Here is a 25,846-nt window from a genome sequence, read left to right as displayed (position 1 = left end):
TGATACCCTCCCATATCCTTTGTGCAGCCGATCTCAACCGGCGCGTGCGGGGTGCGACGCCAACAGGCTTTCGGCGCAGTCCAGGATCGTTTCGCGCGCGGGGCGCGGCGCGAATCCAAGTATCTGGCGCGCCTTGTCGTTGCTCACCGGCCGGCGCTGGCCAAGGTCGCCCAGGAACATGCGCAGCCGCGGCAGGAACAGCGCGATCACCCGCACCAGCGCATTGGGCAGCACCCGTGTTGGCACCTTCGCGGCACGCGCCCCGAGGCCGGCGCGCAGGATGTCCGCGATATCCTTCATCCACATGGTTTCGCCCGTCGCAAGGAAGCGCTGCCCGGCCGCGGCGGGCTCGAACAATGCATCGACATGCAGCGCGGCGAGATCCCGCACATCGACCACCGACAGCGCCAGGTCGAGCAGCCGCGGCGGCCGGCCGTCGAGCAGCCCCTGGATCACCCAGACCGATGCCGCCTCCCCATTGCCCAGCAACGGGCCGAACACCGCGCCGGGCAGGATCGTCGTCAAATGGGTCGGGCCGCTGGTGCCAGCCATGAAATCCCATGCGGCGCGCTCGGCCAGGATCTTCGATCGCCGATAGGGATCGAGCATCGGGTCCTCGGCATCGGCCCACACCGTTTCGTTGCTCACCAGCCCGGACCCGCGCGGCGGCCGCGCCGTCGCCGCGGCGGAGGTCATCACCACCCGCTCGATCCCGGCCGCGACGGCGGTGCGCAGAATGCGCAAGGTGCCGTCGCGTGCCGGCGCGACCAGCGCATCCCGGTCGCGCGGCGCCTCGCGCCCCAAAGGCGAGGCGATGTGGAGCACGCCGTCGCATCCCGCCATCGCTGCGTCCCAGCCCGCATCCTCGGTCAGATCGGCGATCGCGAAGGACAGCCGGTCGCCCGGGTCCAGTTGCGACTCGACCGCTGCCCGCACCACCGCTTCCCGCGCGGGATTGCGGATCGTGGTGCGCACGGCATGCCCGCGTCGCAACAGATCGACGATGCACCAGCCGGCGACGAAGCCGGTACCGCCGGTAACGAGGATGGTCTTGCTCATGTCTGCCCTTCTGCGCCGCTCCCTGTCGGGCCGTAGCGACGAGTCTTGTGAATATATCTACACTCGTATACTTAGTGGCGAAGCAAGAGTCTACACCCGTAGATATGGGAGGTATCGGTAATGGAAATCACGGCCGGGCGACGCCGGCGCGATGCCGTCGCTACAAGGGCTGCGATCCTGGCTTCCGCGCGCCGTGCCTTCGCCGCCTCGGGCTATGACGGGGCAGGCGTACGTGAGATCGCCGCCGGTGCCGGCGTGACCGCGATGCTGGTCAACCGCTATTTCGGCTCGAAGGAACAACTCTTTGCCGAGGTCGTCGCCGACACGATGGCCGATCCGGTGATTCTGGCGCCGGAGAATCTCGCCTCCCCCACCATCGCGTGCGACCTCGCCTCTGCATTGGTCGGCCTCACTGCGGTTGGCGCAGGGCCGCTCGACGGCTTCCTGATCCTGTTCCGCTCCTCCTCCAGCTCCGCGGCAGCCCGCATCGCGCGCGAACAGATTGCGCGGATCCACCACAAGACCGCAACCGACGCAGTCCGCGTCGCGCACGCGCCCGAACGCGCCGCGCTGCTGCTGTCGCTGGTCGCCGGCGTCCAGATGATGCGCCAGATGATCGCGCTGGATGCGCTCACCGATGCCGATCCCGAAGTGCTGGTCGGGATATTGGCGCCGGTCTTCGCCCAGCTCCTTGGAATCGAGGCTGATTCGATCGCCCGCTAGGGACGTTCCGGTTCCAATTGCGGTTGAACCGCGTACAGCGGCGGCGCAGCAAGACGTCGGCAACGGGACATCGCCCCCATGAATTTCATGCAATGGCTCAACTCGCTGGACGAACTGCTCTTCGAGATATTGAGCTGGGTGATCTTCTTCCCGATCACCCTGTGGCGGATCATCCGCCACCCGCTGTCGATGATGGCCTATGCCGAGGCGCAGCTCGCCCTGCCCGAGGACGATCAATATGGCGACGCGCTGAGCCCGCCGATCTTCCTCGTCCTGTCGCTCCTGCTGTCGCAGGCGCTCGAGCTGACGCTGGTCGGCACCAATGCGATCGTGCGGAGCCGCCATGGGCTGGCGAGCCTGGTCGACGACAATACCAGCCTGTTGCTGCTCCGGCTGATCCTGTTCGGCATCTTCCCGCTGCTCATGGCCACCCGGCTGGTGCGCAAGCGCGGGGCCGGGCTCGATCGGAAGGCGCTGAAGCCGCCCTTCTACGCGCAATGCTATCTGGCCGCGCCCTTCGCGCTGACCCTCGGTATCGGCGCGACGATGTTGACTCAGCCATGGGACCGGGTTCGCCTTGCCGGCGTGGTTGTCATGGTCGTCGCGCTGCTGGCCTATGGCATCGTGCAGACTCGCTGGTTTGCCGTGCAACTGAATGTGTCCCGGGGCCGAGCCTTCATCCATGCCTCGTTCGGCATGGTCGAGAGTATCGTCATTGCGACCGGAGTCGCCTGGCTGTTCACTCTTTGAAACAAGGAGAAATCGTGATGACGAATCATCCATGGATGCAGGGTTCCGCCCTGTTTGGGCTGTGCCTGCTGACCGCACCGGGTTTCGCGCAGACGGCTCCCGGCCTTGAGGACATGGTCGGCGCTCGTGCGGGCCAGGCGGAGGGCGCGCTGCAGTCGCGCGGCTATCGTTTCATCCGCACGACTACCGGAGACGACCGCAAATGGAGCTATTGGTGGAATGACGCGCGGCGGCAATGCGTGTCGATCGCGACGGTGAACGGACGCTACGACTCGATCGTCGCCACCCCGGCACCCGATTGCGGTCAGCGCCCGACGTCGGGCGGCAATCGCCCGGATCCCGGATATCGGCCCGACCCGGGCTATCGCCCGCAGCCCGACCGTCCTGGCCGCCCCGGTTATGTCCAGCCGGATGACGGCGGTTTCCAGGTGGGTGGCCGCCGCGTCGATCTCGGCTTGATCTGTTTCGGTGATGGGCAGCGGCCCTCGGTGGCGACGCGCTATGGCTGGACCTGGAACGATCGCAGCGACCGCTATGATTTCGGCAACCGTACCGAATTGACCACGCAGCAGTTCGACGCCTCGATCATGCTCCAGCTATGGGACGGCGGCGGGCGAGTCCGGCTGCCGAAAAAACTGATCCCGCCGATCAACTCGCGCGGCAATGACGGCTGGTGGGACCTGTACGATGTGTCGGTCCGGCCCGACATGATCAACGCGACCTACCGGCTGAACGGCCTGAACAAGCCGCGGATCACGATCGATCGCCGCAGCGGGCGGATTACCGTCCAGGGGTCCTATAATTACGGCTTCCGGGGCACCTGCGACGTGATCGACGGCCGCGATCACCGGCGGTTTTGATTCAACTTTGCCGTTCGTCGTCGCAGCGTCCGGCCGGTCGGGGCAATTCCGGTCCCGACCGGCTCTTTCCACTGTCTAGAATGTTGGACGATTTTTTCGTCGTTACAGCGGTAAAAGCAGCGGCTTTTTCCGCTGTTTCCGGTGATTTTTCCGCTGTTATGCATAACAGCGGAAAGGCGCACCAACCGCTTGGAAACATTCGCTGATTTCGCGTTCGAAATCCAACATAACAGCGGAAGAAAAAAAGTTGCGCGAAAATCCGCGAAATGTTGGAGAAACTCAGGCCTCGCCGAGCTTCGCCACCAGCCCAGCCATCTCGTAGACTGTCGCCTGCGAATCGAGCGACAGGCCCCGCGCGCTCGCCGCCAGCGCCCGTGCGGCATCATAGCTGTCGAGCGCGGTCTGCAGCTGCCGGCCCTGCCGTGACGGTGCCGCCGAGGCAATGAACGCCGGCGCCCGGTCGAGGAACGCTTCGTAACGCGGCTGCGCGGCCTTGGGGGCGAGCAGCTTGGCGAGCTTGGTCCGGCGCGCATTGCCCGGGTCGCCGTCGCGCGCGATGGCGCTCATCGCTTCGTCGAGCTTGGCCAGTTCCAGCCCTGCAAAGCCAAGCGCCCGACCCGGCGCGCCCTGCCCGGCCTTCACCAGCGCGGCGATCTCGACATCGTCGCACTGCGGCAGTTCGGCGCGCAGCACGCCGCTCATCACCTTGTCGTCGAGCGGATCGAAGCGCAGCAGCCGGCAGCGCGAGCGGATCGTCGGCAGCAGCCGGCCCGGCGCATGGCTGATCAGCAGGAAGATCGTGCCCGCCGGCGGCTCCTCCAGGTTCTTGAGCAGCGCATTCGCCCCGCCACGCTCCAGATCGTCGATCGCGTCGATCAGCACGACGCGCCGCGAGGACATGGACGGCGTCGTCGCGAACATCGGCTGGAGCGAGCGGACCTGCGCAATGGTGATGCTCCGCGCGAGATCCTGTCCCGGCTTGTCGGCATCCTTGGGCTGGCGCGCCATCTCGCGGTAATCGGGGTGCGATCCCGCCGCGATCAGCGATCGGGTGCGGTCGCCCTCGGGCACGTCGAACCCCGGCGGCAGGGTACCAGGCGAGGCGCCTTCGGCGAGCAGGCGCAGCGCCGCGGCCTTGGCGAAGCTCGCCTTGCCCACGCCTTCGGGTCCGGCGAACAGCCAGGCATGGTGCAGCACGCCGCTCTCCATCGCCGAGGCGAAAGCAGCGTGCGCTGCGTCATTGCCGACCGGCAGCGTCACGGCAGCAGGTCTTCCAGATTGGCGAGCAAGGCCTGCGTCACCGTGTCGGGCGTACCCGAAGCGTCAATCAGCCGCACCCGCTCGGGCTCATGCTCGGCGAAGCGCCGGAACGCCGCCGCGACATCGGCATGGAAGGCATCGCCGCGCGCCGCGAAGCGATCCGCGCCCGCTCCGTCGCGCACCTCGGCCCGGGCGCGCCCCTGTTCAGGCGCCACCTCGAGCACGAAGGTCCGGTCGGGCAGCAGCCCGCGCGATCCGAAGGCGTGCAGCGCCAGCACGGCGGCATCGTCGATCCCGCCCGCCACGCCCTGATAGGCACGCGAGCTGTCGATGAACCGGTCGCAGATCACCCAGGTCCCGGCGCCGACCGCCGGGCGGATCATCTTCTCGACATGATCGGCGCGGGCGGCGGCGAACAGCAATGCTTCGCTGTGCGGGCTCCAGCGCCTGACATCGCCCTGCATCAGCAGGCCGCGGATCGCCTCCGCGCCCTCGCTGCCGCCGGGTTCGCGCGTGACCAGCGTCTCGATGCCGCGCGCGCCCAGCGCCTCGGCCAGCCGCTTCGCCTGAGTCGATTTGCCGGCCCCCTCCCCGCCCTCGAGCGAGATGAAGCGACCCGCCGTCACCCGCCGAACAGGCCCTTGAACCCGGCCCAGGCACGGCCGAAGAAGCCGGCCTCGGCGACATCGGTCTCGGCGACCAGCGGCAGCTTTTGCGGCTGCATGTCGGGGGTCATCACGATCAGGTCGGCGATATGCTGGCCGGCCTTGATCGGTGCCTTGATCGGCCCGTCATAGACGACGCGGAGCTGGATGTCGGGCGCGACGCCCGCCGGCAAGGTGGCGGTCAGGTTCGCGGGGGCGACCAGGCCGACCGTGCTGGAGCTGCCGAGCTGGACCTCGGCGGTCTCGACCTTGCGGCCCTTCGCCACGATCGGCTTGGCCTGCCAGGCGCGGAAGCCCCAGTTCATGAACTTGACCGATTCCTCGATCCGCTGGTTCGCGCTGGTCAGGCCGGCCATCACCATCACCAGGCGGCGGCCATTCTGCTCGGCGGAGCCGGTGAAGCCATAGCCCGCTTCTTCGGTGTGCCCCGTCTTCAGCCCGTCGGCGCCGGCAACACGGCCAAGCAGCGGATCGCGATTGGCCTGAGTGATGTCGGCGCCCGCACCCAGCGTCTTGCCCCAGGTGAAGCTCGGCAGGGAGTAGAACTTCTTGTAAAGCTGCGGATGATCCTGGATCGTCGCTGCGGCCAGCTTCGCGAGGTCGCGCGCGGTGACATAGGTTACGCCGTTATCCGGCCAGCCGTTCGAATTGCCGAAATGGCTGTTGGTGAGGCCAAGCTTCGCCCCGCGCTGATTCATCAGATTGGCAAAGGCTTCCTCGGTCCCGGAAATACCCTCGGCCAGCACGACGCAGGCGTCGTTGCCCGACAAGGTGACGATGCCCTTGAGCAGATTCTCGACGCTGACCTTCTCACCGGGAGAGAGGAACATGGTCGAACCCGCTGCCGGACCATGCCATTTCTTCCATGTATCGGGACTCACCTCGATCTGCTTGTCGAGCTTCAGCTCGCCGCTCTTGATCAGGTCGAACGCGACATAGACGGTCATCATCTTCGCCATCGATGCCGGCGGCATGCGGCGATCGGCATCCTTCGAATAGAGGATCGCACCCGTGGACAGGTCCGTCAGGAAGGCGACGGGCGCGGGCGTCGGAAAATCGGGCGCGGCGGCGACGCCGGGGCAGGCCATCACGATCGCAAGGGCGGAGGCGGCGAGCAGTTTCTTCATGACAATAGTCCGTGACGCTAGGGGTTACTCGATATGCAGGATGCGGGCATCGGCATAGCCGTGCCGGGCCGCCTCGTCACGCGCGCGCTGGGCACTCGCGGCGTCGACGAACGGGCCGATCTGGACCCGGAACAGGCCGCCCGCCGCCGCGATCCGCCCGCCGACTTGCCGGGCGGCTGCCTGGGCGCGCTCGCGGGTCGAAAAGGCGGCGACCTGAACGAGATAGCCCGACCGGGCCGGAGCGGCCTGTACGGGCTCCGATGCCGGCGGCGGTGTGTACCGCGCGCCGGGTGGCGGCGTCACGGGGCGTGTGGGCTGAGGGGGCGTATAGCTGGCGCGGCCGGGCAGCTTCCTGCGAAGCGCGGTCAGCAGCGATTGCGGCGCATCCATCCGCGCGGTGGCGGTCTGGCCCGAGCGCAGCGCCATCTGGTCCTGCGGCGTCGGCGTCACCAGCCGGATGCGTACCGGGGCACCCTCGCTCACGCCGAGCTGCTGCGCCGCGGCCGGTGACAGGTCGACGATGCTCCTGCCGGTTCCACGCCCGGCGACCAGCGCGACGATCGTCCGCCCGGTGTCGAGCGAGGTCAGCTCGACATAGGTCCCCATCGGCAGGGTCGCATGTCCGACGCTGACCGCTGCGGTCGAATATTGCGGGGCACCGCCACCGAACGACCCGGCATAGCCGACCGCGTCATAGCGCTGCTCCTGCCCGGAAGTCCCGCGCGGCCCGCTGCTTTGCGGCAGATCGGCGGGCGGCGGCTCCTGGTCGAGCGTCGATACCGGCACCCTCGTACGCGGCGGATCATATTGCGGCGCCATCGGCCCGACCCCGGGCACGACGCGCTGTCCCTCGGTCGGCGGCGTCGCGATGTACGGTGCTTCCTCATAACCGCCCCCGCCGCCGCATCCGGCAAGCGCGAGGACCAGGGCGACCACGCCGCTATTGTTCAACGGCATCGGCGAGCAACCCCACGGAAAGCGCATAGAAATTCGAGCAATTATAATCGAGGATCACCCGGTAATTGCCGGTCAGCAGATAAGCGGTCTTGCCTGGCCCGTCGGGCTCGATCAGCGTGGCTTGCACGTTATCCCCCGCCCAGCCGCGCGTCTGCGGCACCAGCCCCATCGCGCGCCATTCGGCCATCGTCTTCCAGCCGCTATGCCGCGCGAACACGCGCGGGCAGCGCGGCGAGATCGTCCGGTTGGCGACGAGGTTGCGGTCGAAGCTCGGCGGCACGCTCACCGCCAGCCCCCAGGGCTGGCCCGGCCGCCAGCCGGCATTGGCGAAATAATTGCCGATCGACGCCAGCGTATCCGCCTCGCTCGTCCAGATATCGGCGCGGCCGTCCCCGTCCCCGTCGCGCGCGAGGCGGAGGTAGATCGACGGCAGGAATTGAGGGCCGCCCGTGGCGCCCGCCCAGCTGCCCTTCAGCTGCGAGATCGGCACGCCGCGGTCGACCATCAGCAGCGCCGAGATGAACTCGTCGGCGAACAGGTCGCGCCGGCGCCCTTCATAGGCAAGCGTGGCAAGCGCGCGCGGCAGATCGAACCCGCCCATCACCTTACCATAATTGGTCTCATGTCCCCAGATCGCGACCATGATCGATTCGGGCACGCCGGTCTCGCGCTCGATCCGCGCCAGCCGGCCACGCTGGGCGAGATAGGCCTGCCGTCCGCGCGTGATCCGCGCCGTATCGACATGCTGCGCCTTGTAGGGCGCGAAATTGGGGACAGCCGACGGATTGTTGGCGGCGCCGGGCTGGGCCCGGTCGAGTTCGATCACGCGGGTGTTGAGCGTCAGCCCGGGCATCACCGCATCGAGCGTAGAACGGCTCACGCCCCTTGCTTCGGCCTGGCTGCGCAACGTGCCGAGATAGGATTGGAAGCCTGCCTCGTCCTGCGCGGCGGCCGAGCCGCTGGCGGAAAGGCACAGGATCGTGGCGAGTGTCGCGCCCGTCCTGCTTACATATGTGGAAAACCCCCGCATCGCGTGACTTTGCCACAGCCCCCGCACGACATGAACCCCTATAGTCGCAGGCCTTGCACAAAAGAGCGCACCCGCACTAAGCGCGTTTCGAGCGGAGAGGTGGCCGAGTGGTTTAAGGCAGCGGTCTTGAAAACCGCCGTGGGTGCAAGCTCACCGTGGGTTCGAATCCCACCCTCTCCGCCAATAAAGCTCAGGCCGCCCGAGGCTGGGCCTGTAACCCCTGATCGACCAGGGTGGCGAAGGCGCCGTCGTCAAGCGGGTGCTGGAACTGGCAGCCAGCCTCGAAATCGTCCGCCCACATGATCGTTGCGGCGATCTGCCCGAGGCGCGGCAGGGTCAGCCAGATCATCGAGCCCTTGCGCAGGCCCGAATAGGTGTGGATTCGCGCGCCGTGGAGCGAGATGTCGGTCACCTTGCACAGCGCGCGGTCCAGGCCGCCGCGCCCGAGGCGCGCATCGAGCGACACCGGCGCGCGCGGGCTGCGCCGGCGTCCGTTGCTCATGGCTGGTTCGAATTCGGCGGCGAACATGGCTTCCCTCTCGCGTTGCTGCGAAGAGGGAAAGCCTAGTCCTCGATAGCTAACGCGCCATTAACGACGCGCGCCACCTTATTTCTTGTTGAGGGTCAGCCCGCCAAAGCGCTTGTTGAAGCGCGCGACCTGGCCGCCCGAATCGAGCATCTGGCCGCGGCCGCCGGTCCATGCCGGATGCGCGAGCGGATCGATGTCGAGCGTCATCAAATCGCCTTCCTTGCCCCAGGTCGAGCGGGTCTCGAACTGGGTACCGTCGGTCATCTGCACCTTGATGGTGTGATAATCGGGATGGGTATCTTTCTTCACGTGCGAATCTCCGGGAAAGCCGCTGGTTTCCGACCAGCAGCGAAGGCGCGGCCCCTAACAGAGCCGGCCAGTGAGTGCAACCTGCGGGACTTTCAGGGCTTGGGCGGATCCGTGATCATCGCCATGAACTTGGCCTCGGCGGCAAGCTTGCCGTCGACCGTCGCACGGCCCGCGAACTTGGTGGCGCGGGCGCTCTTCTGCACGATCTCGACCTCGAGGCGCAGCAGCACGCCGGGTTCGACCGGCTTGCGGAACTTCACCTCGTCGATCGACATGAAATAGACGAGCTTGCCGGAGCCCGCGAGGCCGAGCGATTCGACCGCCAGAATGCCGGCGGCCTGCGCCATCGCCTCGACGATCAGCACGCCGGGCATGATCGGGCGGCCAGGAAAATGCCCCTGGAAGAAGCCCTCGTTGATCGTCACCGCCTTGATCGCCGCGATCGACCGGTCGAGGACGAGTTCCTCGACACGGTCGACCAGCAGCATCGGGTAACGATGGGGGAGCGCCGCCATGACCTGCCCGATATCGAGCGGGCCCAGCGTTCCCGTCGTCACCGCGTCGGTCACCGGCCCTGCGGCCTCGGCGTCGTCGGCGCGGGCCGGCCGGCGGGCGCTGCCGGTGTGGGAGCAGCTCCGGCGGGTGCGGCCTGGCCCTGCTGGCCCTGCGGCTTGGGCTGCCATGATACCGGTGGCGGCACGGCGACGCTGGTCAGGGTGCGATCGATCTCGGCGCTGACGGCAGGCGTGAGGTCGCCTGCGGCATCGCCCAACATCAGCACGGCGTCCGGCTTCACGACGACGCCAATCTTGCGCGTCTTGACGACGCTGGTCACCGCATCGGGAAGCTTTGAGCCGACCTGCTCCTGCAGATACAGACGCGCGCGGGTGACGGGCTGCAGCATGCGGCCGAGCTCGGTCTGGCCGGCAGTCTGCTTCTGCTCGATCTGGGCGAGCTCCGGACGCTTGCTGTCGCGCGCGCGCTGGATCTCGTCCTGCGAGAGCTGACCGTCATTGTTCGCGTCCAGCGCCTTCAGCAGCGGCTGGATCTCGGCATTGATCGCGTCATTGCGCGCCTTCGCCTGATCGAGCTGCGCCTTGTAGGTGGTGTCGATCGTCGTCCAGGTGGTGGTCCAGACCTTTGAATTCTGCATGGCAGCTTCCGGGTCGAGCATCGCGACGGTCTGGGCCTGAGCCCCCGTAGCAGCGACCATCAGGCCCGGCGCGGCGAGCACCGTGGCAAGCAGAACCTTCTTGTACGTCTTCATTAGAACTGTGTCCCTACGTTGAATGTGACGAGTTTCGTATCATCGCTCGGGTCCTTCAACAGCGCATACGCAACATCGATGCGAAGCGGCCCGAACGGCGAGTTCCAGTTGACACCGGCGCCGACCGAAAGCCGGGGCTTGGCGGAATCCCCGCCGAAGCGTTCCAGGAATGGTGCCGTCGTGCTTGTATAGGCGGTGTTGACCGAGCTGCCGGCGCAATCGGTGCCGCCAAGCGTGGCCGAATAGCCCACCGTACAGGTCGTGGCGAGGCCGGCGTGATCCGCATCGGTCGACGGCACCAGGTACAGCGGATGCCCGTTGCCATCGAATACCTGGGTCTGGAGCGGCAGCACGGTCGTCCGGCCCGTGACCGGATCGGTCACGGTCGGGAAGGTCGCGGTCGGCAGCGGCCGGGTGATCCCGAACAGCGCGCCGGCCTGCAAATAGATCGACGGTCGCAGGCCCATCTCGCGCGCACCGGCGCCCAGCGGGATCTCCAGTTCGAGCCGGCCGAGATAATAGGCCCGGCCGCCCAGCGCGTCGTCGACGAACTGCGTGCGGTCGGTCACCAGCACCTGATTACCGGCGGTGTCGGTGGTGTAGCCAATGCGCTGGACACGCGGACCGACGCCGCGAATGTCGAAGCCGCGGAAATCGGGCTCGCCGAGATAGAAGCGGTCGGTGATGCGGACCTTGTCGATGCCGGCGCCGCGGCTGCCCTCGAGCGACTTGATATAGCCACCCTCGGCGTTCGCCGAGAGGATGAAGCCGCTGCCGAGGCCCCAATATTTCGCGCCCTCGAAACGGGTGCGGACATATTTCACGTCGCCGCCAAGCCCTGCGAAATCGGCGCTGAGCACGAGGCGCTTGCCGGCGCTCGGCCGTAGGCGGCTGTTCAGGCTGTCGTTAATCAGCGAGAAGCCGACCGACGAGGTCGCACGGTTGCCGATCGCGTCGCACAGATAGCGGCCGGCGCGCAGCGGATCGCAGACCCCGGCGGTGAAATAGGTCGCTTCGTCGAGGCCTACCTCGTCATAGGACAGGCCGTAGCGGCCCGACAGCGACCAATATTCGGTGAGCGGCAGGCCGGCACGGATCTGGAAGCCGGTCGAGACCTGGGTGTAGGTCGTCTGGCGATCGTCGCCGATATAGTTGAACGCGTTGTAATCGCGGCGGAAGATGTCGCCGCCGACCGCGATGTTCTTGTCGAACAGATAAGGTTCGGTGAAGCCGACCTCGACCGACTTCGAATAGCTCGAATAGTTGACGCTGGCGCGCAGCTCCTGGCCCTTGCCGCGAAAGTTGCGCTGGCGGACCGAGGCCTGGATGATGAACTTCTCCAGGCTCGAATAACCTGCCGAGAGCGACAGCTCGCCGGTCGACTTCTCTTCGACGTTCGCCTCCAGCACCACGCGGTCAGGCGCGGACCCTTGCGTCTTCTTGATCTCGAACTTCTCCTGGAAGAAGCCGAGCGAGTTGATGCGGTCCTGCGAGCGCTTGAGCTGGAAGCTGTTGAAGGCGTCGCCTTCGGACAGGCGGATCTCGCGGCGGATCACCTTGTCCTGGGTCTGGGTGTTGCCGTTGATCTCGATGCGCTCGACATAGGAGCGTTGCGCCGCCGCGATGTGGAAGTTGATCCCCATCGTCAGCGTGTCTTTGTCGCGATTGAACTCGGGATTCACCTCGGTGAAGGCGTAGCCGAACAGGCCGGTCGACTCGCTCAGATTGTCGACCGAATCCTCGACCTGCTTGGCGTTGTAGAAATCGCCCTTCTTCATCGGCAGCGTGGCGGCCAGCCGCTTATTGTCGAAGTCGCGGATGTCGCTGTCGACGGTCACGTCACCGAATTTGTAGCGCGGGCCTTCCTCCACCACATAAGTGATGATGAAGTCCTTCTTGTCCGGCGTCAGTTCAGCGACGGCCGAGGTCACGCGGAAATCGGCATAGCCGTTGGTCAGGTAGAACTGACGCATCTTCTGCTGGTCATAGGCCATGCGATCCTGATCATAGCTCGTGTTCGAGCTCAGGATCGTGGTCAGGCGGGCCTGCTTGGTCGCCATCTCGCCGCGCAGCTTACCGTCGGAGAACACCTCGTTGCCGAGGATGTTGATCTGACGGACCTTGGATTTCGGCCCTTCGGTAATCTCGAACACCACGTCGACGCGGTTCTGGTCGAGCGCGACCATCTTCGGCTCGACGACAGCGGCGAAGCGGCCCTGGCGGCGATACAGTTCGATGATGCGGCCGACATCCTGGCGGACGGCGGTGCGGGTGAAGATCTGCCGCGGCGCGAGCTTGATCTCCTTCTTGATCTTGTCTTCCTTCAGCCGCTTGTTGCCTTCGAGCAGCACGCGGTTGATCACCGGATTCTCGCGGATGCGCAGCACGATATCGCCCGATTCGGCGCCGCTGATCGACACGTCGGCGAACAGATCGCTGGCATAGAGATCCTTGATCGCCTGATCGAGCGTCTCGTTGGTGAACGAGGTACCTACCCGGAGCTTGGTGTAGGACAGCACGGTATCGGCCTCGATACGCTGCGATCCCTCGACGCGCAGCGTCTTGATCGTCCGCGTCACCGGCGGAGCGACCTGCACGTCCGGCAGGGCCGGCGCCGCGGCGGGGGGTGTTGCAGGCGCGGGAGCCGTCTGGGCGCTCGCGGCCATCGGCACGCCTGACAGCATCGTTCCTGCGAGGAGCAGGACGGTGGCGCGGGCGCCGAAACTTGAAACCTTGATCGCTGTCACTATCCCACCCCAGTCGGAGAAATTACGCGGGCCGCATATCTGCCTGCCCTGCCTCAACCACGTCAGCCGATCAACCCAGCCAAATTGTTCCACAAGCCGAACGACCCGAGATCGTTGAACGTCACGAGCAGCATCAGGGCAAGCAACGCCGCAAGGCCACCGCGAAACGCCCACTCCTGCACATCGGGCCCGACCGGTTTACGCCGTATCGCCTCGATCGCGTAGAAGAACAAATGACCACCATCCAGCATCGGGACTGGCAAGAGGTTGATGAATCCCAGATTAATCGACACCAGGGCGATCAGCCAGACAAAGGCCGGCAGACCGAGGGAAAGCTGCTCGCCGGAGACCTTGGCGATGCTGAGCGGCCCGCCCAGCTCCTTTACCGAGCGTCGCCCGCTGACGACCTGGCCAAGCGTTTCGACCATCATGCTGACGATCTCGCCGGTCTGGCGCACCGCGACGACAGGGGCTTCGACGAGGCTTACTGTGACCAGCACCGGTTGCGCCGGAGGAATCCCCAGCCTGCCAATGCGATATTCGTTACCGAACCGGTCACGCTCAAGTTCCGTGCCGATTACCGCGTCGCGCGATATGCGGGTGGTGCCGCGCACGAAATCGATCGTTACCCGCTCGCCCGCACGAATCCGTACATAGCGGACCATGTCGTCGAAGGTTTCGACGGAGCGACCGCTTAATGCGACGATACGATCGCCCTCCTGGAGGCCTGCCTTTGCCGCAACACTGTTTGCCGCGATCGGGCCTGCCACGGTCGACGTGCGGCTGTCGCCATAAGCGAATGCAAAACCGGCAAGGATGAGGATCGCGATCACGAAATTGGTGATCGGCCCTGCCGCCACGATGATCGCGCGCTGCCATACCGGCTTGGACGGAAAGGTTCGAGACCGCTCTTCCGGCGGCAGCATCAGCCAGTCGGCATCGGGCACGCTCGCCGGATTCATGTCGCCGGCGAAGCGGACATAACCGCCGAGCGGGAGCCAGCCGAATTTCCAGCGCGTGCCGCGCTTGTCGGTGAAACCGAAGACCTCGCGGCCGAAACCGATCGAGAACGCTTCGACCTTCACCCCGAACAGGCGGCCCGCAAGATAATGGCCCATCTCGTGAAGGAACACGAGCGGCCCGATGACGAGCGCAAAGGCGAGGATGGTCAGCAACAGGCCGGGGCTATGGATCAAGCGACGCAGTCCTTTACACGCTCGCCCGCGAGCCTTCTCGCTTCCGCGTCCACTGCGAGGACGTCATCAAGCGTGTCGGGGGCGGGCGGGTCGTAGCGATCGAGGGTATCGGAGACGATTGCGGCAATTTCGAGGAAGCCAGCGCGCCGCTCCAGGAATGCCGCCACGGCGATCTCGTTCGCCGCGTTGAGGATCGCGGGACGGGCACCGCCTGCCTCCAATGCCTGGCGGGCAAGGGCGATGGCCGGGAAGCGCACGGGATCCGGCGCCTCGAAATCGAGCCGGCCGATCGCGACCAGGTCGAGCGGCGCCATCGGCGTTGCCATCCGGTCGGGCCAGGCGAGGCAATGGGCGATCGGAGTGCGCATGTCGGGCGGGCCAAGCTGGGCAAGGGTCGACCCGTCGATATATTCGACCAGCGAATGGATCACCGATTGCCGGTGCAGGATGATCTCGATCCGGTCGGACGGCACCGGGAACAGGCGCGCTGCCTCGATCAGTTCGAGCCCCTTGTTCATCATCGTCGCCGAATCGACCGAGATCTTGGCGCCCATCGACCAATTGGGATGGGCCACCGCCTGTTCGGGCGTGACGCCGCGCATCCGCTCCGTCGCCCAGTCGCGGAACGGGCCGCCGCTGGCGGTCAGGATGATGCGCCGGACGCGCTCGGGCCGGGTGAAATCGAAGCACTGGAAGATCGCGTTGTGCTCCGAATCAGCTGGAAGCAGAATCGCGCCGTGTCGGGTTGCTGCGGCGAGGATCACGTTGCCCGCCGAAACCAGCGGCTCCTTGTTGGCGAGCACGACGGTTCCGCCCTGCTCCACCGCCGCCATCACCGGCTCGAGCCCCGCGCAACCGACAATCGCCGCCATCGTCCAGTCGGCGCCCATCATTGCCGTCTCGCGCACCGCGGCAGCACCGGCGGCGGTCTCGATGCCAGTCCCGGCCAGCGCGGCGCGCAGCGTGTCCAGGCAGGATTCGTCGGCCACCACGGCGCGGCGTGCATTGGTACGGATCGCCGCGCTGGCAAGCTTGGCGGCATCGCGATTAGCGGTCAGCGCCAGTATCTCGAACCGTTCGGGTTCGCGCTCGATCAGGTCGAGGGTGGAACCGCCGACCGATCCGGTCGCGCCGAGAATGGTGACGGTTTTTACCATGGGTAGAATTTCGGCAGGATGACGAGCAACGCGGCGAGCGGGGCGACCGGCACCAACCCGTCGAGGCGATCGAGGATGCCGCCATGGCCGGGCAGCAAATTGCCGCTGTCCTTTACGCCGGCACGGCGCTTCAGCCAGCTCTCGAACAGGTCGCCGCCCTGCGCAGCGATCGCGAGCACCGGCGTTGCCAGGGTCAGCCGCCAGGGCAGGCCATAAAAGACATGCATCGCGGCGCCGAACGCACTCGCCAGCAGGACGCCGCCTGCCAGGCCGGCCCAGGTCTTGTTCGGGCTGATCGCGGGGGCGAGCTTGGCGCCGCCGATGGCGCGACCGCTGAAATAGGCGCCGATGTCGCACACCCATACCAGGGCGAGCGCCCAGAAGGTGAAGACGATGCCTTCCTCCTGTTTGCGGATCAGCAGGAGGGCGAGGATCGGTAATCCGACATAGATCGCGCCGAGCGCGAGCGTCGGGCGCCGCTGGACGATGACGATGAAGAAAGCCGCCGCGGCGATCAGCCCCAAGGCGAAGAAGTCGGGCCCCGCGGCCACCGGTGCCATGATCGCCAGCGGCACCGACAAGGCGAACTGGGCCAAACGCTTCTGCGACGACGACGCGCCATCGAGATCGGCCCATTCGGCCATCATGAACAGCCCGAGAACCGAGCATAATATCCAGAAGACGATGTCGCCGAACCACAAGGCCGCGATGGCGACCGCGACCATGGCCAGACCCACGACCGTGCGGAGCGCCAGGTCGGACGGTCGCTTGGTCGGTGATTCGGTGATCACAGGCCCCCGAAGCGACGCTGGCGGTTGCCGAACGCCGCGACTGCATCGGCAAGGGTGGCCGCGTCGAAATCGGGCCATAGCGTGTCGACGAACAGCAATTCGGCATAGGCCGCCTGCCACAGCAGGAAGTTCGACAACCGGATCTCGCCGGAAGTGCGGATCAGCAGATCGAGCGGCGGCAGGTCGCTGGTGTCCAGCTCGGCCTCCAGCGCCGCCTCATCGATCGCGGACGGGTCGATCGCACCGTCGCGCACCTTTTCGGCGAGACGCCGTGCCGCCGCAGCGATCTCGGCCTGGGCGCCGTAGTTGAGCGCGATCACCAGGATCGGCCCGGTATTGGCCGCGGTGCGCGCGATCGCATCATCGACCAGCTTGACGGTGTCGGCGGAGAAGCGGCGATAGTCGCCGATCACGCGCAACCGGACATTTTCGCTCGCCATCTCATCCAGGTCGGTGCGGATGAACAGCCGCAACAGGCCCATCAGATCGCTGACCTCGTCCTCGGGCCGGCGCCAGTTCTCGGACGAGAAAGCGTAGAGCGTCAACGCCTCGATGCCCATCGCCCGCGCAGCGCGCGAAACGCGGCGGACTGCCTCGACGCCCTGGCGATGTCCGGCGATCCGCGGCAAATGCCGCTTCTTCGCCCAGCGGCCATTGCCGTCCATGATGATCGCGATGTGGCGCGGCAGCACCGCCGCGCCTCCGGCCGGGATCGGTGCCATGGCGGGCGACGAGCTCACTTGCCCAGGATTTCCTTTTCCTTGGCGGCGGCTGCGGCATCGATGTCGGCGATGGTGCTGTCGGTCAGCTTCTGCACCTCGGTCTCGTGGCGCTTGCGCTCGTCTTCGGAGAATACGCCCTTCTTCTCGTCGGTCTTCAGATTGTCATTGCCGTCGCGGCGCACGTTGCGCGCGGCGATACGGGCCTTTTCCGCATATTGACCAGCGAGCTTGGCCAGCTCCTTGCGGCGCTCCTCGGTCAGGTCCGGGATCGGCAGGCGTAGCGTGGTACCGTCGACGATCGGGTTGAGACCGAGGCCGGCGGAACGGATCGCCTTGTCGGCAGGGCCGACATTCGACTTGTCCCATACCTGCACCGACAGCATGCGCGGCTCTGGCGCAGAGACGGTCGCGATGGTGTTCAGCGGCATGTGCGACCCATAGACCTCGACGGTCACCGGATCGAGCAGCGAGGTCGAGGCACGGCCGGTGCGCAGGCCGCCCAGATCGTGCTTCAGCGCCTCGACGGCGCCAGCCATGCGGCGCTCGAGATCTGCCTTGTCATAGGCGGCCATTGGCTTCCTCCTCTTCGTTGCGGACGATCGTCGACGTTCCCTCGCCCCGCAGGACGGCTGCGAGATTGCCCTCGCCGCGGATGTTGAACACGACGATCGGAATATTGTTCTCGCGACACAGGGCCACGGCGGCGGCGTCCATCACTTTGAGGTTGTCGGCCAGGACACGTCCGAAGCTGAGGCTTTCATAGCGCGTCGCGGTCGGCACGATCTTGGGATCGGCATTATACACGCCGTCAACGCTGGTGCCCTTGAAAAGCGCGTCACAATTCATCTCGGCGGCACGGAGCGCGGCGGCCGTGTCGGTAGTGAAGAACGGATTGCCCGTGCCGGCCGCGAAGATCACGATCCGGCCCTTCTCGATGTGCCGCTCGGCGCGCCGGCGGATATAGGGCTCGCACACGCTGGCCATCGGGATCGCCGACTGGACCCGGGTCTGCACCCCGATCTTCTCCAGCGCGTTCTGCACGGCGAGCGCGTTCATCACCGTCGCCAGCATGCCCATATAGTCGGCGCTGGTCCGGTCGAAGCCCTTGGCCGCCGCGGCAAGACCCCGGAAGATGTTGCCGCCGCCGACGACCAGGCACAACTCATGCCCAGCCTCCTTGGCAGCCTTGATCTCACCCGCGACGCGATCGACGGTCGCCGGGTCAATACCGAACTGGTTCGGGCCCATAAGGACCTCGCCAGACAATTTCAGCAGGATGCGTTTGAAGCGCGGTATCGTCACAAGTTCCAACATGCTGAGGGTCTGGGCGGCGCGGACCTTAGTAGCGCGCCAGCGCGATGCCAAGCGATGATACCGCTCGGGAACGGTGCAAATACAATGCACCGTTCACCTGAAATCGTTATATCACAGGTGCTTAAATCGCAACATGTGAGAAGGGCGAGGCCGGCAACGCCGAACCTCGCCCCTCCGACACGGTATCGACGCGATCAGACGCCCGCTGCGGCCGCGACTTCGGCCGCGAAATCGCTGACTTCCTTCTCGATGCCCTCGCCGAGCTGGAATCGGACATAGTCCTTCAGCACGATCGGCTTGCCGGCCGCCTTGGCGGCGTTGGCGACGACGTCCGAGATCTTGGTCTTGCCGTCCATCACCAGCAACTGGCTGACCAGCGCGTTTTCCTTGCGGTACTTGGCGATCGAGCCTTCCACCATCTTGGCGACGATATCGGCAGGCTTGCCCGATTCGGCGGCCTTCTCGGTCGCGATCGCACGCTCGCGCTCGACGATCTCGGGGTCGAGGCCGTCCTCGTTCAGCGCCAGCGGGAAAGCGGCGGCGATGTGCATCGCCAGCTGCTTGCCGAGCGGCTCGAGTATGTCGGCGCCGGCCTCGCTCTCGAGCGCGACCAGCACGCCGATCTTGCCGAGGCCAGGAGCGGCCGCGTTATGGACATAGGGGACGACCGCGCCCGAGGTCACTTCGAGGCGCTTCGCACGACGGATCGTCTGGTTCTCGCCGATCGTCGCGATGTTGTTGGTCAGGATCTCCTCGACGGTCTTGTCGCCGAGCTGAGCCGATTTGATCGTGTCGAGCGAATCGCCCAGTTCGAGCGCGACCGAGGTCACGTCGCGGACGAACGTCTGGAACTGCGCATTCTTGGCAACGAAATCGGTCTCGGAATTGACTTCGACCGCGGCACCCTTGGTACCGGAAACCTCGACGCCGACCAGGCCCTCGGCCGCTGTGCGGCTGGACTTCTTCGCGGCGGCCGCCAGACCCTTGGTGCGCAGCCAATCCATCGCGGCGGTCATGTCGCCGTTGTTTTCCGTCAGCGCCTTCTTGCAGTCCATCATGCCGGCGCCGCTCTTCTCGCGCAGGTCCTTCACCGCTGCTGCCGTGATCTCGGCCATGTCTCTTGTCCTCTTGTGCTTCGGATATGGGTTCGGACGGGGAAAGGCCTGCGCCCTACCCCGCCCGTATTTCAGTTCAGCGACGCTCAGGCGTCGAGCTGACGCTCTTCCTCGGCGGCCGCCTCGGACGCCACGGCGTCGTCGGCTGCCGGAGCGGCCTCTTCAACCGGGGCCGCAGCTTCGGCTGCCGGCGTGAAGTCGATCGCTTCGACCGGCTCGGCGGCAGGCGCCGGCTCGACGGTCAGCGCTTCCTCGACCGGCGGTGCGTCCATCGCGCCGACGTCGACGCCGCGACGAGCGACCTGCTCGTTGCCGCCACGGGTCGCGGCGATCGCGATCGCCTCGCAATACAGGCGGATGGCGCGGCTGGCGTCGTCATTGGCGGGAACCGGGAAAGCGATGCCGTCCGGCGACACGTTCGAATCGAGGATCGCGACCACCGGGATACCCAGGGTGTTGGCTTCCTTGATCGCCAGTTCTTCCTTGTTGGCGTCGATCACGAACATCACGTCCGGGATGCCGCCCATGTCGCGGATGCCGCCGAGCGACAGCTCGAGCTTGTCCTTCTCGCGGGTGAGCTGAAGCACTTCCTTCTTGGTCAGGCCGTGCGTGTCGCCCGAAAGCTGCTCTTCGAGCGTCTTGAGGCGCTTGATCGAGTTGGAGATGGTCTTCCAGTTGGTGAGCATGCCGCCCAGCCAGCGATGGTTGACGAAATGCTGGCCCGAACGACGCGCCGCGTCGGCGACGGGCTCCTGAGCCTGGCGCTTGGTGCCGACGAACAGCACCTTGCCGCCGGCTGCGACCGAGGCGTTCACGAATTCGAGCGCGCGCGCGAACAGCGGCACGGTCTGCGAGAGATCGAGGATATGGACGCCGTTGCGGTCGCCAAAGATGTAAGGCTTCATCTTCGGGTTCCAGCGGTGGGTCTGGTGGCCGAAGTGCGCGCCCGTTTCGAGCAATTGCTGCATGGTGACGACTGGTGCCGCCATAAGGTAGTTCCTTTCCGGTTGTGCCTCTGGGAAGCGAGTAATCCGGATTGCTCCGGACACCGGCGATGTGTGCTTCCCATGCGGTGTGAAGGCGCGCCCTCTAGCGAAGCCCTTCGTTTAAATCAAGCGTTGACAACAGGAACACTAAGAGAACATACAGTGTCCGCAACAGGGACATGGAACGGAACACGGGCTTCCCCGGTTTTTCGCTTTCGGTTTCTGCCCACGCAATCAGGGAGTTGGGCGATGATGACGGTTCTTGGTATCCTGGTTTTCGCCGGCGCCCTTGCCGCCGCCCTGTCCGTATTCGCGTTCACGCTCGTTCCGGCGCTGCCGCGAATCATCGCCCTGCTTCGCGGCGAGGCCGATCCGGCTCATGTCACCGCGCCGATGCTGATCCTCAGCGATCGCCGGCTTCGCGCCCGCGTTCGTCCGGTGTCGGCAATGGCAATTGCGGCTCGACCGCAGGCGTTCCGCGTAGCCGCCTGACCCGACGGTACGCGCTGACGCTGAACGGCATCGTCGCGAGATAGGCGATGCAGATTGCCGACAGCGTGTGCCACGGCGCCGAGATCAGCGCGGCCCCCAGGATCACGACGATCACGATCGCCTCGAACCGGATGTTGTTGCGCAGCTTGAGCGACGACCAGCTATAGGTCGCGAAGCTGGACACCATCAGGGTCGCGACCAGCCCGACCCAGGGCGCCACCAGCAAGGGCGAGCGCAGCCACGGCAGATCGTTCCAGAAGGACAGGTAGAGCGGGAGCATCGCCAGCCCCGCCCCCGCCGGCGCGGGAATGCCGGTCAGGAAGCCGGCCGATTTATGCGGTTGCTCGGTGACGTCGATATTGGCGTTGAAGCGGGCGAGGCGCAGTGCACAGAACACAGCGAACACCAGCGCGACGAGCCAGCCGACCCGCGGCATCTCCTTCAGCGACCAGAGATAGAGGATCAGCGCCGGCGACACGCCGAACGAGATCGCATCCGACAGCGAATCGAGCTCGGCACCGAACCGGCTTTCGCCGCGCACCAGACGCGCGACACTGCCGTCGAGACCGTCGAGCACGCCGGCGATCATGATCATCGTCACCGCGGTCTCCCAGTTCGCCGAGATGGCGAAGCGGATGCCGGTCAGGCCGAAGCAAAGTGCAAGCGCGGTGACGGCATTGGGCGCGACCGCGCGTAGCGGCAGGCCGCGGGGCGTTCGCCTCGGGAGCGGGCGCCTCATCGGATACCGGTCATTGGGCGATGCCGGTCGCCGCGCTCACGCCAGGGCGGCCGAGGACGGTCTCGCCCGCGACGCTGCGCTGGCCGAGCGCGACCTGGGGCGCGATATCGTCGGGAAGATAGACGTCCACCCGGCTGCCGAAACGGATCAGGCCGATGCGCTGGCCAGTCGCCACCATGTCGCCGGGCTTCACGAAACCAAGAATACGCCGCGCGACGAGCCCGGCGATCTGGGTGAAGCCGACGCGACGACCGTCGCGGCCCTCGACCACGATGTGCTGACGCTCATTTTCCTCGCTCGCCTTGTCGAGATCGGCGTTGAGGAACTTGCCGGAGATGTACACGACCTGACGGATCGTGCCCGCGATCGGCGTGCGATTGATGTGCACGTCGAACACCGACATGAAGATCGAAATGCGCACCAGCGGCGCGTCGCCCAGGCCGTTCTCGCCGGCCAGTTCGCGCGGCACCGGCACGCGCCGAATCATGGTGATCAGCCCGTCGGCGGGCGCGATGATCAACCCCTCCCCTTGCGGCGTCACGCGTACCGGATCGCGAAAGAAGGATACGACCCACAGGGTTACGCCGACCAGCGGCCAGGCGATGAACCAGCCGAACCACCAAAGGGCCAGGAGGGAGATCGCACCCGCGATCAGAACATATTTGCGCCCTTCGGGGTGCATGTCCGGAAAGCGCCATTTAATCGTCGGAGGCGCCTCTGGCGGTGTGTCGTGTAAAGCCATCGGCGCGGTCTATCCGGTGCATCCCCTCAAGACAATGATGCGTGTCGCCATCCGCTGTGGACGACCGATCAGAAAAGGTCGCCACGTCGATGTTGATCCGGGCGTGCCTTCCTCCTAGACGCTCCTCCGAAACCTCCCCTCTTGAAAGCGAGTATCGATGGCGAAGATCAAGGTGAAGACGCCTGTCGTGGAGATCGACGGCGACGAGATGACGCGGATCATCTGGCAATGGATTCGCGAACGCCTGATCCTTCCCTATCTCGATATCGACCTCGATTATTACGATCTGGGCATCCAGAAGCGCGACGAGACCGACGACAAGATCACCGTCGACAGCGCCAAGGCGATCCAGAAATATGGCGTCGGCGTGAAATGCGCGACGATCACGCCGGACGAGGCGCGCGTCGAGGAATTCGGCCTCAAGAAGATGTGGAAGTCGCCCAACGGCACGATCCGCAACATCCTGGGCGGCGTCGTGTTCCGTGAGCCGATCGTGATGAAGAACGTCCCGCGCCTGATCCCGGGCTGGACTCACCCGATCGTCGTCGGCCGCCACGCGTTCGGCGACCAGTATCGCGCGACCGATTACCGCGTTCCCGGCCCCGGCAAGCTGCGCCTGGTGTTCGAAGGCGACGACGGCACCGTGATCGACGAGGAAGTGTTCCAGTTCCCGTCCTCGGGCGTCGCCATGGCGATGTACAATCTCGACGATTCGATCCGCGATTTCGCCCGCGCCTCGATGCATTACGGCCTCAATCTCGGCTGGCCGGTCTATCTCTCGACCAAGAACACCATCCTCAAGGCCTATGACGGCCGCTTCAAGGATCTGTTCGCCGAGGTGTTCGAGAGCGAGTTCAAGGACCGTTTCAAGGAAGCCGGCATCGTCTATGAGCACCGCCTGATCGACGACATGGTCGCCTCGGCGCTCAAATGGCATGGCGAGTTCGTCTGGGCCTGCAAGAATTACGACGGCGACGTTCAGTCCGACCAGGTCGCGCAGGGCTTCGGCTCGCTCGGCCTGATGACCTCGGTGCTGCTCACGCCGGACGGCAAGACGGTCGAGGCAGAGGCGGCGCATGGCACCGTCACCCGCCATTTCCGCATGCATGAGCAGGGCAAGGCGACCTCGACCAACCCGATCGCGTCGATCTTCGCCTGGACCGGCGGCCTGAAATATCGCGGCAAGTTCGACGGCACCCCCGAGGTGACCGAATTCGCCGAGCTGCTCGAAAAGGTCTGCGTCGACACGGTCGAGAGCGGCAAGATGACCAAGGATCTCGCGATCCTGATCGGCCCGGACCAGCCTTGGATGACCACCGAGCAGTTCTTCGAGGAAGTCCGCATCAACCTCGAACAGGCCATGGGCGCTTCGAAATAACGGCACCTGCCGCAGGCGCTATCACCGCCCGCTACATCCGACAGGGTGTGGCGGGCGGTGTTTTTTGTTGAGGGCAGGCGCGGACAATCGACAATTCAACGCCCTTCACCGGCTGACAAACTGTTCGCGGGGTGGTTAAGTACCCCCCATGGCGATGGGATTAGACAATAAGGGCTTCAGCGACGCCCTGGTAATTTTGGGGGCCGCCGGCCTCGTCATTCCGGCTTTTGCGCGGTTGAAGATCAGCCCGGTCATCGGGTTCATCCTGGTCGGCCTGCTGGTCGGCCCCTCGGCCCTCGGCGCGCTCGTCGGCGACTATCCGTGGCTCTATTACATCACGATCTCGGACCCGCATTCGATCGAGCCCTTCGCCGAATTCGGCATCATCCTGCTGCTCTTCTCGATCGGCCTCGAGCTGTCGCTCAAGCGTCTCTGGTCGATGCGCACCCTGGTGTTCGGCACCGGCGCCGCCGAACTGATCGGCTCCGGCCTCATCATCGGCCTCGCAATCCATCTGACCGGCCTGAGCTGGGCCGGTTCCTTCGGCCTCGGTTTCGCGCTCGCCCTCTCCTCCACCGCGCTCGTCCTTCCGATCGCCGGCACGACCAGCCCGGTCGGACGATCGGCCTTCGCGATGCTGTTGTTCGAGGATCTCGCGCTGGTCCCGATCATCTTCGTGCTGGCGGCGCTCGGCCCCGGCGCCGGCGAGGGCTGGGCTCCGGTCGTCCGGGTGATCGGCGGCGGCGTATTGACCATTGCCGCGATGTTCATCGGCGGCCGTTTCGTCCTGCCGCGCCTCTTCGCCCAGGCCGCGCGGACCAAGAGCCCGGAATTGTTTCTTGCCGCCTCGCTGCTCGTGGTCATCATCGCCAGCCTCGCGACCGCCGCGGTCGGTCTGTCGCCGATCGTTGGCGCCCTGCTCGCCGGCCTGCTGATCGCCGAGACCGACTATCATAGCGAAGTCGAGGTGATGACCGCCCCGTTCAAGGGCCTCGCGCTCGGCGTGTTCCTGATCACCGTCGGCATGAGCCTCGACCTAGGCTCGATCCTAGAGAATTGGCCGGCCTTGGCCGGCGCGATCGTCGCGGTGGTGGCGGTGAAGGCGCTGGTCACCTTCGGCCTGCTCAAGCTGGCCGGCATCCGCAACGGCGTCGCGGCGGAAACCGGGTTGCTGATGGGCAGCCCGTCCGAGACGACGCTGATCGTGCTCGGAACGGCGGCGGCGGCGGGCCTGATCCTGCCAGCGACGGCAAGCTTCTGGCAGACGGTCACCGCGATCGGCCTGACCATCACGCCCCTGCTCGCCTGGCTCGGCCAGAAGGTGGCGCGCCGGATCGAGCTGCGTGCCGGCGGCAATGAACCGGATACCGAGATATCCGCCGAGGGGCCCGGCACGGTCGTGATCGGCTTCGGCCGCGTCGGCCGCATGGTGGCTGACATGCTCAAGGTCCACGGCCAGCCCTTCATCGCGGTCGAGGCCGATATCGACGCGGTCAAGGCGGCGCGCGCCGACGGCTATCCGGTCATCTTCGGCGACGTCGCCCGGTCGGAACTGGTCGATCGCCTCAATCTCGGCCGCGCCAAGGCGTTGATCCTGACGATGGACGATCCCGTGCTGTCGGTGCAGCTGACGCGCCGGGTGCGTGGTTGGGTGCCCAACCTGACCATCGTCGCCCGCGCCCGCGACACCGCCCATGCCGCCGAACTCTACCGCGCCGGTGCGACCGATGCCGTGCCCGAGACGCTGGAAAGCTCGCTGCAATTGTCGGAGGCGCTACTGGTCGATCTCGGCATCGCGGTCGGTCCGGTGATCGCGTCGATCCATGAGAAGCGCGACGAGTTGCGCAAGGAGATCAAGGAAGCGGCCGACATGCAGCATGAACCGAGGCTGCGCCGCGCGAGGATGCCGGCCAAGATCTGAAGCGCCTGTC

Annotated in this window: 27 protein-coding genes and 1 tRNA gene; 6 read left to right on the top strand and 22 right to left on the bottom strand. The window is 65.9% G+C overall.

Going from position 1 to position 25,846, the window contains the following annotated elements:
• Positions 1–33: 33 nt before the first annotated feature.
• Positions 34–1,059: an NAD-dependent epimerase/dehydratase family protein gene (locus AC1RT8_RS01940; protein WP_493073916.1), complete on the bottom strand. Its 1,026-nt coding sequence runs from the start codon at positions 1,057–1,059 to the stop codon at positions 34–36.
• 120 nt (positions 1,060–1,179) lie between these two features.
• Between AC1RT8_RS01940 and AC1RT8_RS01935 the strand changes: the two genes are divergently transcribed.
• The 3 genes from AC1RT8_RS01935 to AC1RT8_RS01925 all read left to right on the top strand — a co-directional run bounded on the left by AC1RT8_RS01935 (position 1,180) and on the right by AC1RT8_RS01925 (position 3,392).
• Entirely contained in the window at positions 1,180–1,782 is a 603-nt protein-coding gene (locus AC1RT8_RS01935) for a TetR/AcrR family transcriptional regulator (protein WP_493073915.1), read from the top strand.
• A gap of 78 nt (positions 1,783–1,860) precedes the next feature.
• Positions 1,861–2,532 (top strand): hypothetical protein, encoded by a 672-nt coding sequence (locus AC1RT8_RS01930; protein WP_493073914.1) that lies wholly within the window; start codon positions 1,861–1,863, stop codon positions 2,530–2,532.
• A gap of 17 nt (positions 2,533–2,549) precedes the next feature.
• A complete protein-coding gene (locus AC1RT8_RS01925) occupies positions 2,550–3,392 on the top strand; it encodes a hypothetical protein (RefSeq protein ID WP_493073913.1) in 843 nt (280 codons plus the stop codon).
• A 279-nt stretch (positions 3,393–3,671) separates the two neighbouring features.
• Here AC1RT8_RS01925 and AC1RT8_RS01920 read toward each other — a convergent pair whose 3' ends face one another.
• From AC1RT8_RS01920 to AC1RT8_RS01900, 5 genes are read right to left on the bottom strand one after another with little or no spacing between them, the layout of a single operon-like run.
• Entirely contained in the window at positions 3,672–4,652 is a 981-nt protein-coding gene (locus AC1RT8_RS01920) for a DNA polymerase III delta subunit-related protein (RefSeq protein WP_493073912.1), read from the bottom strand.
• Positions 4,649–5,278, bottom strand: coding sequence for a dTMP kinase (gene tmk / locus AC1RT8_RS01915; protein ID WP_493073911.1), 630 nt, complete (start codon positions 5,276–5,278; stop codon positions 4,649–4,651). Before tmk ends, AC1RT8_RS01920 begins: the two co-directional genes overlap by 4 nt.
• Positions 5,275–6,444, bottom strand: a complete 1,170-nt coding sequence (locus AC1RT8_RS01910; protein WP_493073910.1) for a D-alanyl-D-alanine carboxypeptidase family protein — start codon at positions 6,442–6,444, stop codon at positions 5,275–5,277. Before AC1RT8_RS01910 ends, tmk begins: the two co-directional genes overlap by 4 nt.
• A 24-nt stretch (positions 6,445–6,468) precedes the next feature.
• Positions 6,469–7,401, bottom strand: a complete 933-nt coding sequence (locus AC1RT8_RS01905; protein WP_493073909.1) for an SPOR domain-containing protein — start codon at positions 7,399–7,401, stop codon at positions 6,469–6,471.
• A complete protein-coding gene (locus AC1RT8_RS01900; protein WP_493073908.1) occupies positions 7,385–8,431 on the bottom strand; it encodes a lytic murein transglycosylase in 1,047 nt (348 codons plus the stop codon). The genes AC1RT8_RS01905 and AC1RT8_RS01900 overlap by 17 nt, the downstream gene beginning before the upstream one ends.
• A gap of 93 nt (positions 8,432–8,524) precedes the next feature.
• On the opposite strand from AC1RT8_RS01900, the gene AC1RT8_RS01895 reads away from it, so the two are divergent.
• Positions 8,525–8,614 (top strand) — tRNA-Ser (locus tag AC1RT8_RS01895).
• 7 nt (positions 8,615–8,621) lie between these two features.
• On the opposite strand, the gene AC1RT8_RS01890 is transcribed toward AC1RT8_RS01895, so the two are convergent.
• The 16 genes from AC1RT8_RS01890 to AC1RT8_RS01815 form a co-directional block, all read right to left on the bottom strand.
• The gene (locus AC1RT8_RS01890) at positions 8,622–8,933 is read right to left on the bottom strand and encodes a PilZ domain-containing protein (RefSeq protein WP_493073907.1); all 312 of its coding nucleotides are present in this window, start codon (positions 8,931–8,933) and stop codon (positions 8,622–8,624) included.
• Positions 8,934–9,038: 105 nt separating this feature from the next.
• Entirely contained in the window at positions 9,039–9,269 is a 231-nt protein-coding gene (rpmE, locus tag AC1RT8_RS01885) for a 50S ribosomal protein L31 (RefSeq protein ID WP_372854215.1), read from the bottom strand.
• 92 nt (positions 9,270–9,361) lie between these two features.
• Complete coding sequence (gene fabZ, locus AC1RT8_RS01880) at positions 9,362–9,838, bottom strand: 3-hydroxyacyl-ACP dehydratase FabZ (protein ID WP_493073906.1); 477 nt, start codon at positions 9,836–9,838, stop codon at positions 9,362–9,364.
• The gene (locus AC1RT8_RS01875; protein WP_493073905.1) at positions 9,835–10,536 is read right to left on the bottom strand and encodes an OmpH family outer membrane protein; all 702 of its coding nucleotides are present in this window, start codon (positions 10,534–10,536) and stop codon (positions 9,835–9,837) included. The genes fabZ and AC1RT8_RS01875 overlap by 4 nt, the downstream gene beginning before the upstream one ends.
• Entirely contained in the window at positions 10,536–13,283 is a 2,748-nt protein-coding gene (bamA, locus tag AC1RT8_RS01870; RefSeq protein ID WP_493073904.1) for an outer membrane protein assembly factor BamA, read from the bottom strand. Before bamA ends, AC1RT8_RS01875 begins: the two co-directional genes overlap by 1 nt.
• A 62-nt stretch (positions 13,284–13,345) precedes the next feature.
• A complete protein-coding gene (rseP, locus tag AC1RT8_RS01865; RefSeq protein WP_493073903.1) occupies positions 13,346–14,479 on the bottom strand; it encodes an RIP metalloprotease RseP in 1,134 nt (377 codons plus the stop codon).
• Positions 14,476–15,636, bottom strand: a complete 1,161-nt coding sequence (locus AC1RT8_RS01860) for a 1-deoxy-D-xylulose-5-phosphate reductoisomerase (protein ID WP_493073902.1) — start codon at positions 15,634–15,636, stop codon at positions 14,476–14,478. Before AC1RT8_RS01860 ends, rseP begins: the two co-directional genes overlap by 4 nt.
• Entirely contained in the window at positions 15,630–16,427 is a 798-nt protein-coding gene (locus AC1RT8_RS01855) for a phosphatidate cytidylyltransferase (protein WP_493073901.1), read from the bottom strand. Before AC1RT8_RS01855 ends, AC1RT8_RS01860 begins: the two co-directional genes overlap by 7 nt.
• The gene (locus AC1RT8_RS01850; protein ID WP_493073900.1) at positions 16,424–17,149 is read right to left on the bottom strand and encodes an isoprenyl transferase; all 726 of its coding nucleotides are present in this window, start codon (positions 17,147–17,149) and stop codon (positions 16,424–16,426) included. The genes AC1RT8_RS01855 and AC1RT8_RS01850 overlap by 4 nt, the downstream gene beginning before the upstream one ends.
• A gap of 14 nt (positions 17,150–17,163) precedes the next feature.
• A complete protein-coding gene (frr, locus tag AC1RT8_RS01845; RefSeq protein ID WP_493073899.1) occupies positions 17,164–17,721 on the bottom strand; it encodes a ribosome recycling factor in 558 nt (185 codons plus the stop codon).
• Positions 17,708–18,451, bottom strand: coding sequence for a UMP kinase (gene pyrH, locus AC1RT8_RS01840; RefSeq protein WP_493074656.1), 744 nt, complete (start codon positions 18,449–18,451; stop codon positions 17,708–17,710). The genes frr and pyrH overlap by 14 nt, the downstream gene beginning before the upstream one ends.
• 206 nt (positions 18,452–18,657) lie before the next feature.
• Entirely contained in the window at positions 18,658–19,578 is a 921-nt protein-coding gene (tsf, locus tag AC1RT8_RS01835; protein WP_493073898.1) for a translation elongation factor Ts, read from the bottom strand.
• Between the two features lie 86 nt (positions 19,579–19,664).
• The gene (gene rpsB, locus AC1RT8_RS01830) at positions 19,665–20,567 is read right to left on the bottom strand and encodes a 30S ribosomal protein S2 (protein ID WP_493073897.1); all 903 of its coding nucleotides are present in this window, start codon (positions 20,565–20,567) and stop codon (positions 19,665–19,667) included.
• A 231-nt stretch (positions 20,568–20,798) separates the two neighbouring features.
• Complete coding sequence (locus AC1RT8_RS01825) at positions 20,799–20,945, bottom strand: hypothetical protein (RefSeq protein ID WP_493073896.1); 147 nt, start codon at positions 20,943–20,945, stop codon at positions 20,799–20,801.
• A 22-nt stretch (positions 20,946–20,967) separates the two neighbouring features.
• Positions 20,968–21,795 carry a CDP-alcohol phosphatidyltransferase family protein gene (locus tag AC1RT8_RS01820; RefSeq protein ID WP_493073895.1) on the bottom strand — a complete coding sequence of 276 codons (828 nt, stop codon included), beginning with the start codon at positions 21,793–21,795 and terminating at the stop codon, positions 20,968–20,970.
• A gap of 10 nt (positions 21,796–21,805) precedes the next feature.
• Positions 21,806–22,537: a phosphatidylserine decarboxylase gene (locus tag AC1RT8_RS01815; protein WP_493073894.1), complete on the bottom strand. Its 732-nt coding sequence runs from the start codon at positions 22,535–22,537 to the stop codon at positions 21,806–21,808.
• 157 nt (positions 22,538–22,694) lie between these two features.
• Here AC1RT8_RS01815 and AC1RT8_RS01810 point away from each other — a divergent pair, with 157 nt between their 5' ends.
• Both AC1RT8_RS01810 and AC1RT8_RS01805 read left to right on the top strand, forming a co-directional pair.
• Positions 22,695–23,915: an NADP-dependent isocitrate dehydrogenase gene (locus tag AC1RT8_RS01810; protein ID WP_493073893.1), complete on the top strand. Its 1,221-nt coding sequence runs from the start codon at positions 22,695–22,697 to the stop codon at positions 23,913–23,915.
• Between the two features lie 148 nt (positions 23,916–24,063).
• Positions 24,064–25,836 (top strand): cation:proton antiporter domain-containing protein, encoded by a 1,773-nt coding sequence (locus AC1RT8_RS01805; protein ID WP_493073892.1) that lies wholly within the window; start codon positions 24,064–24,066, stop codon positions 25,834–25,836.
• Positions 25,837–25,846 lie beyond the last annotated feature (10 nt).

Source organism: Sphingomonas sp. GW821-FHT10F11 (assembly GCF_058809095.1).
This window is presented reverse-complemented; position numbering and strand designations above follow the sequence as displayed.

Coding starts and splice junctions, on each gene's coding strand:
- AC1RT8_RS01890 (WP_493073907.1), bottom strand. CDS start 8,933: ATGAGCAACGGACGCCGGCGCAGCCCGCGCGCGCCGGTGTCGCTCGAT.
- AC1RT8_RS01900 (WP_493073908.1), bottom strand. CDS start 8,431: ATGCGGGGGTTTTCCACATATGTAAGCAGGACGGGCGCGACACTCGCC.
- AC1RT8_RS01905 (WP_493073909.1), bottom strand. CDS start 7,401: ATGCCGTTGAACAATAGCGGCGTGGTCGCCCTGGTCCTCGCGCTTGCC.
- AC1RT8_RS01910 (WP_493073910.1), bottom strand. CDS start 6,444: ATGAAGAAACTGCTCGCCGCCTCCGCCCTTGCGATCGTGATGGCCTGC.
- AC1RT8_RS01850 (WP_493073900.1), bottom strand. CDS start 17,149: ATGGCACCGATCCCGGCCGGAGGCGCGGCGGTGCTGCCGCGCCACATC.
- AC1RT8_RS01930 (WP_493073914.1), top strand. CDS start 1,861: ATGAATTTCATGCAATGGCTCAACTCGCTGGACGAACTGCTCTTCGAG.
- AC1RT8_RS01875 (WP_493073905.1), bottom strand. CDS start 10,536: ATGAAGACGTACAAGAAGGTTCTGCTTGCCACGGTGCTCGCCGCGCCG.
- AC1RT8_RS01810 (WP_493073893.1), top strand. CDS start 22,695: ATGGCGAAGATCAAGGTGAAGACGCCTGTCGTGGAGATCGACGGCGAC.
- AC1RT8_RS01940 (WP_493073916.1), bottom strand. CDS start 1,059: ATGAGCAAGACCATCCTCGTTACCGGCGGTACCGGCTTCGTCGCCGGC.
- AC1RT8_RS01925 (WP_493073913.1), top strand. CDS start 2,550: ATGACGAATCATCCATGGATGCAGGGTTCCGCCCTGTTTGGGCTGTGC.
- rpsB (WP_493073897.1), bottom strand. CDS start 20,567: ATGGCGGCACCAGTCGTCACCATGCAGCAATTGCTCGAAACGGGCGCG.
- AC1RT8_RS01825 (WP_493073896.1), bottom strand. CDS start 20,945: ATGAGCCGGATCGGCCTCGCCGCGAAGCAGGGCGATGATTCGCGGCAG.
- frr (WP_493073899.1), bottom strand. CDS start 17,721: ATGGCCGCCTATGACAAGGCAGATCTCGAGCGCCGCATGGCTGGCGCC.
- tsf (WP_493073898.1), bottom strand. CDS start 19,578: ATGGCCGAGATCACGGCAGCAGCGGTGAAGGACCTGCGCGAGAAGAGC.
- AC1RT8_RS01805 (WP_493073892.1), top strand. CDS start 24,064: ATGGCGATGGGATTAGACAATAAGGGCTTCAGCGACGCCCTGGTAATT.
- AC1RT8_RS01935 (WP_493073915.1), top strand. CDS start 1,180: ATGGAAATCACGGCCGGGCGACGCCGGCGCGATGCCGTCGCTACAAGG.
- AC1RT8_RS01820 (WP_493073895.1), bottom strand. CDS start 21,795: ATGAGGCGCCCGCTCCCGAGGCGAACGCCCCGCGGCCTGCCGCTACGC.
- AC1RT8_RS01815 (WP_493073894.1), bottom strand. CDS start 22,537: ATGGCTTTACACGACACACCGCCAGAGGCGCCTCCGACGATTAAATGG.
- AC1RT8_RS01860 (WP_493073902.1), bottom strand. CDS start 15,636: ATGGTAAAAACCGTCACCATTCTCGGCGCGACCGGATCGGTCGGCGGT.